Raw genomic sequence first — 6,243 nt, 5'->3', positions numbered from 1 at the left:
ACCTAGCCGGAAACGCTATATGCGTTTTGCTTTTCCCGCGCTTCCTCCACTGGAAGCGCTTTTTCGCGTTTGGGCTACGGACTTGGCGCGAGCCAACGAAGATCCCCAGCCCGAAACGAGCCGGAAAAGGGACTCGCGGTGGCCGAATCGGGACGTTTTGGGTAAGCGGTACTAAATCTGCCCCCTTGACTTGGCCCAGTTCGATGGCGTGAGCTTCGAGCGTTCTTCCGGGGCGTGCTTGGCTAGGTCGGTTTTTAGCAGATCGGTCAGTCATTCCAGCGGCTGGATGTCCAGGCGTTGGCAGGAGATGAGGATCGAGTAGAGGATTCCCGCCCAGTCGATCTGACCGGTGCCAACCGCCACTTTGTCCGTGGCAGGCGCCCCTCCCGATCGGAGCTCCTTTCCTGATATCCTTGATATGGGTGGCAATCCAGCGGTCCTTGTACTTGTGCAAGAGTTCGACGGGATCTCCCCCGCCGTGCACCACCCAGAAGACATCCATTTCGAACCAGACGGTATCGGGATCTGTCTTCCGAAACATGGAATCGAGGAGGGGTTCCCCTTCCAGCTCGCCGGGGGACAAACTCATCGCCGTGGGGAGGGTAGCCGAAACGGATTCCCTCTTTCGCGAACATTGCCTCCCACTTGTTAAAATGCTCCACCGCAGTATTCAACTGCTCGATCCCCATGCCTTAACCAGGTCCAGGGCCACCTCCGGATCCTCCTTGGTCAAGTCTCGCAAGCTCCACAGTTGTAACCCGATCTTGTTTTTGAAGCTTCCGCGCCCATGTTCATGGGCCTTGTCGCTCCCCGCGAATAGGAGCGGCGCAAATAGAGTCAGCGAAAGCAGGGTACGGTCCTTTTCATAGAATCTGTAAAGGCAGGTGCTCGGCGAAGCGCTGTAAATTGGAAAACGGCCGCCACCCATGAATGTTTCGCGGAAAGAGAGAGGAGCAGTCACGGGTAGAAAAAGGATAAGATGACTCCTTAGACGACTAAGGCGTGCCTCAACCCCTTAATCGACAAGCCCATCAACTTCGCGCACGGCAGCCACGACTGACACGGCTGTGCCGTTGAACAGCAAAAGCATAAGCTCAACGAGTCCTAAGAACTCCAATCAACTCAACCATCTATCCCACTCCGGCCTAAAAGCTTAACTCTCACAACGGTCCCATACTGGCGTCTCCAATTTCCAAAAAGATAACGCAATCGCATAACCAGAGCGCCCTGATTTACCGAAGCAAATTCAATAAAAGAAAATGAGCTGAGGGGATCTACTTAAGCGTCGAAACGGGGTCTTGAAAGAGCTGCACCATGCTGACAAGAGACGTTTCTATATGATTTGTCGATATATTCCCTATAACTTGGGATATAGAAAACAGCAGCTATCCTAAGCCCAAGCAGTTCCCGACCTTTTCATTCTCGCAACAACTCACTCTCCTGCAACCACTTGAGGTCTCCGCATAGAAATCAATCAACAGTGCCACCGCAGATAAAAGCCTGCTCTATAGACAGACGGACAGAGTATCTAATACTACCGAGTCCGGTTTGACGAGGGCAGGCATTTGAATAACCTCGGTTATATTAATAAGACCAATCAGTTTTATTGATAAAGCTACCCACCGATTGCCCCCTTACCCCTATGATTAGAGCAGCTTAACACTGTTCATTTCCAAGGCTGCAATTCCAACTAGAACATACCCACCCCCTACCCTCCCCCATCATCCGAGAACCCGCAACGGTTCGTACCTAGCTATTGGCAATCAGCCACGAATCGCATCCGCCTTTATTAGATAACGTCTTGCCGAAGACTCGGCAGGGAATCTAGGGGAGGCCAATGCATCCAGGTTAGTAAGATACCCCAGGAGCCCAACCGGCCCTCGCCGGGCTGTTTCAGTAGCTCCCCTCTCCGCAACATCCTCGAACGGCTCCCAGTCGCCCAACAACGCGCGCTGTACTACCCTGCCACTAGAAACTGCAAATTTCCAACGCTCGTTCAATCGGGCTCCTCCCCCAAGCTCCATGGCCCAAGCCATCAGCCTCGGTACGGAACAACCGCAGCCTCGAAAAAGGAAAGCGCCCCCTCCCATAGCCTACGATTCGAGAGCTGAATACAGCACCTTCCGCGACGCCATGATTTCCTGTTCATAATCAACTATAACCTATGAAAAAACAAAACCTAAGATCATGCACGATCATGGCGTTTGCGAGCACCTTGCTCACTCTGCCAACGGTCGGTCAGGACGCAGACGGCGGGGAAGAAGAAGTCTTCGAACTCTCGCCGTTTGAAGTCACGGCCAATGATAGAGAAGGTTATCAAGCGGTGGATACGCTGGCTGGTAATCGTCTGAACACCAAACTGCGCGATGTCGGTAACGCAATATCCGTTGTCACGACGCAATTCCTCGAAGACACTGGAGCGACCGATAACAAATCCCTGCTGCAATACACCACGGGAACCGAAGTCGGAGGCACGCAAGGCACCTTCGCCGGCACAGGCGATGGAGCGTTGCTCGACGAATCGTCCAACTTCATCAACCCGAACCAAAACACGCGCGTGCGCGGCCTCACCGCCGCCGACAATACGCGAGACTTCTTCACTTCCGACATTCCTTGGGATGGATACAACGTCGAACGTGTAGAACTGCAACGCGGGCCTAACTCCATTCTGTTCGGACAGGGAAGCCCAGCCGGCCTCGTAAACGTCGGCTTGAAAAGCGCTGCCTACGAGGACGAAGGAGAGGTTGAAGTACGGTTCGACCAGAACAATAGCATTCGGCTGGCCTTCGACATCAACAAGGTCCTTATAGAAGACGAGCTAGCGGTGCGATTTTCCGTCCTGAACAATGACGAAAAATATCAACAAAAACCCGCATACAGTCTAGACAAACGCATCTACGCGGCCTTGCGCTGGGATCCTGCCTTCCTCAACGGCGAGGGCGTCAGGACCACCTTCAAAGCGAACTTTGAGGACGGTAAGGTTGAAAGCAACAACCCTAGAACCCTGCCCCCTATCGACCGCATCACCCCTTGGTTCGATACCGGCACCTACAATGGTTCCTACATTTCCAACGGAAACATCATCGGTCCCGACGGAGAGCTGATAGCTGTCAGCAAAGGCGACACTCGGGTTTACCAGGCTCTCAATAGGCAAACTTTTAACGCCCACCAGTTGCAGCAGGACAACGTCCAGTTCCCGAACCACGGCCAAGGCCGCCCGGGCGTTAATGGCGGTCCGTACTCTGGAGCCTTCAATCCAGACTACAATCCTCGCCTCGGCAGCTTCGCTGATGCTTTTGGCGGTCCCATCAACTACTTTGCGGTAGACGGCGCAGCACCTCAAATCTGGCAACAGGAAATCCAAGGATCTCGAGGCATTGGGCCAGATGGTAACATCGATGGAGGAATCGGCGGTTTCGACTTCAACCGTTCGATGGGAATCGCAACCGAGTCGGACTTCGCCAAAAACGCAGGCCTGCCCTTCGGCGAGTTTGGCGTCTACAAGAACAACAGCATTACCGATCCTTCCATCTTTGACTTCTACAACAACCTAATCGACGGTCCAAACAAGGAGGAGTGGCAAAACTTCAACTCCTTGACCATGAGCTTCTCCCAGACCTACTTGAGCGACATGGTTGGTTTCGACCTGTCGTACAACAAGCAGGACTACGACAACGGTCAGCTGTCACTCCTCACCGGAAGTCAACAGGCTCTCTACATCGATATGATGGGAGTATTCCCTGACGGCAACACAGACGGCTGGGATCCGGGTGAAATACCTTTCGACAACGGTACGCCAAATCCGAACGTTGGACGTCCATTCGTCTCTGATAAAGGCCAATTCGGAAACAACTCCTACGAGAGCATGCGCGAGAGCATCCGCGTCACTCCTTTCGTCAAGTACGACTTCGACAAAGGGGACGGCAACTGGTTTACCAACATACTCGGTAGCGGCACAATCACTGGCCTCTATAGCGAAGACTCGCTCGACCGTGAAAACCGGAACTGGCAACAGTACGCGATAGAGGACCAAGGGTACATCGACTTCATGAACTTCGCCAACGTCAACAGTTTCAGCAATGGCGATCTCGCTCCCAGCACCGTGGTCTACTTGGGTGGCTCACTCAAGGATGCGTCGAGTGCCGTCGGGGCACACATTCCAGGCATCACCCAGAAGGTTAACCTACCTCGGAATTCGATAACGAGAGTCTTCGACTCAACTTGGGGCAATTATCCAGGTGTCGATCCAGCAGCGGAATGGATCAACAATGCGTATCTGCCACCTGAACTGGAGTATCCAGATTATGACCCTTCCAATCCTGACGCAGAGACCTTGTGGCCAGATCGTCGCCTAAGCACCCAAGCGGAGAACCCGCTGAACTACGTGGGCTGGCGCGACTATCCGTACACCTTAACTGCGTCCGAGGACTCAGCAGCGAACCGCGAAAGACTGACCACTCGGGCTGCCTTGGAGAGTAGCGAAGTGGAATCCCAAGCGCTGATCTGGCAAGGACACCTCATCAACGATTCCATCGTCGGAACCTATGGATGGCGCAAGGACACGGTGACCTCTCGATCTTTCAGCCAGGACACCAATGATCATCTAGACGGTGGCGGATTCGGATACTTGGACTTTGACCCATCCTACTACACGCTCGAAGGGGCCAGAGAAAACCAACTCGAGGTCCAATCTCACAGCTACAGCATCGTCACACACCTCGACCAGCTGCCTTTTGTCAGCGACCTCATGGACAACCTGCCATTCAGCGTGAGCTTGTTCTACAACAACTCGTCGAACTTCCAGCCTGAATCGGCTCGCGTCGACGCCTACGGCGAATCCATCTCCGCCCCTGCCGGCGAAACCTGGGACAAGGGCATACTCGTGCAAAGCAAAGATGGCCGCTACTCCTTCAAGCTCAACAAGTTCACGACCAACGTTACCAACGGTACGAGCACAGCTCTCAGCAATATCGGTTTCGTAGGACAATCCCAAGACTGGGGCGGCAACTGGGCCAACCAGTTTGAATACGACATGTCTATCGACAACCAGTCACACGTCATCAGCCACATCGCCAAAAACCGACCCGCCGGTTCCGCTGTTCCGCCGAACTTTTCGGAGGACCTTCTCCTTCCGAACGTCGACATTTGGAACGATGGACAAGGGAATGACATCAACGGTGACCCCGTTGACGGCGGAAGAGGTTCACTGTACAACTATGGCCTTGCTCCTGGAGAGACAGCCGCAGATGCCGCTGCCCGCGAGGCTAATGCGATCGCCGCATGGCGCTCTTGGCAGGCTTCGATTGACCCACGTTTCTACGAAGCATGGAAAATCGATCTGAACAGCCCGTTTAGAACCACAGATGCGACACGAATCTCAGCCACAACTCCGCAAAATCTTGCGGTTACCGAGGACAGTACCTCGCAGGGCTACGAGATGGAGTTCACGATGCGACCCACCGAAAACTGGAACATCATGGTCAATGCCGCCAAAACCACGGCAGTTCGCAATAATATCGGTGGTGCTGCGCTGAACGAGTTCATCTCTGGTTACGAGAACGCTCTCAACAATACTGCGGCAGGCGACATCCGCGTCTGGTGGGGTGGTGCCGGCAACGAAACGACCCTATTCCAGTGGAATCGCGAAATCGGTTCCGAGTGGACCTCGCGCAAGCTTCAGGAAGGCACAAACGTCCCGGAACTTCGCGAATGGCGCGCTAACTTGATCACCAACTACGACTTCACCGATGGTAAATTCGCCGGTCTAAGCGTAGGAGGCGGACTTCGCTACCAAGATTCGGTTATCATTGGATATACTCCCGTAATCGATTCGGATGGAAAACTCGGCTACGATCTAGAACACCCCTATATGGGCCCTTCCGAGACGAATCTAGACCTCTGGATCGGATACGGCAGGGAGTTAAATGACAATCTCGATTGGCGAATACAGCTAAACGTTAGAAACGCCTTTGAGGGGGATGGCCTGATACCGATAACGACCCAACCGGATGGTACGCCGGCGGGCTATCGTATAGCGCCGTCGGAAACCTGGTCGATTAGGAATACATTCTCGTTCTGATCAATTGATATTAATTGGTCGTCTTTGCGCGCCCCCGGATTTTCCGGGGGCGTTTTTCTTGCCTGAACGAACGGTACAATCATAATGCAAGATCCCAGCTGTTCCATTTTTTGAACCTTGTTTTGCCCCACGAACAAAGCTTGATTCGCGATAGGCTAACCAGC

Annotated in this window: 1 protein-coding gene; it reads left to right on the top strand. The window is 53.6% G+C overall.

Annotated features, from left to right (window positions below; translation table 11 throughout):
* Positions 1-2,164 precede the first annotated feature (2,164 nt).
* The gene (locus QEH57_RS22420; RefSeq protein WP_309009035.1) at positions 2,165-6,079 is read left to right on the top strand and encodes a TonB-dependent receptor plug domain-containing protein; all 3,915 of its coding nucleotides are present in this window, start codon (positions 2,165-2,167) and stop codon (positions 6,077-6,079) included.
* Positions 6,080-6,243: the final 164 nt, after the last annotated feature.

Source organism: Pelagicoccus sp. SDUM812005, from assembly GCF_031127875.1.
Taxonomy (GTDB): Bacteria; Verrucomicrobiota; Verrucomicrobiia; order Opitutales; family Opitutaceae; genus Pelagicoccus.
Note: the sequence above shows the minus strand (reverse complement) of the source record. Positions and strands in the feature narration are given on the sequence as shown.

Bases quoted from the DNA above. Each gene is read 5' to 3' on its own strand.
- QEH57_RS22420 (WP_309009035.1), top strand. From the start codon at position 2,165: ATGAAAAAACAAAACCTAAGATCATGCACGATCATGGCGTTTGCGAGC.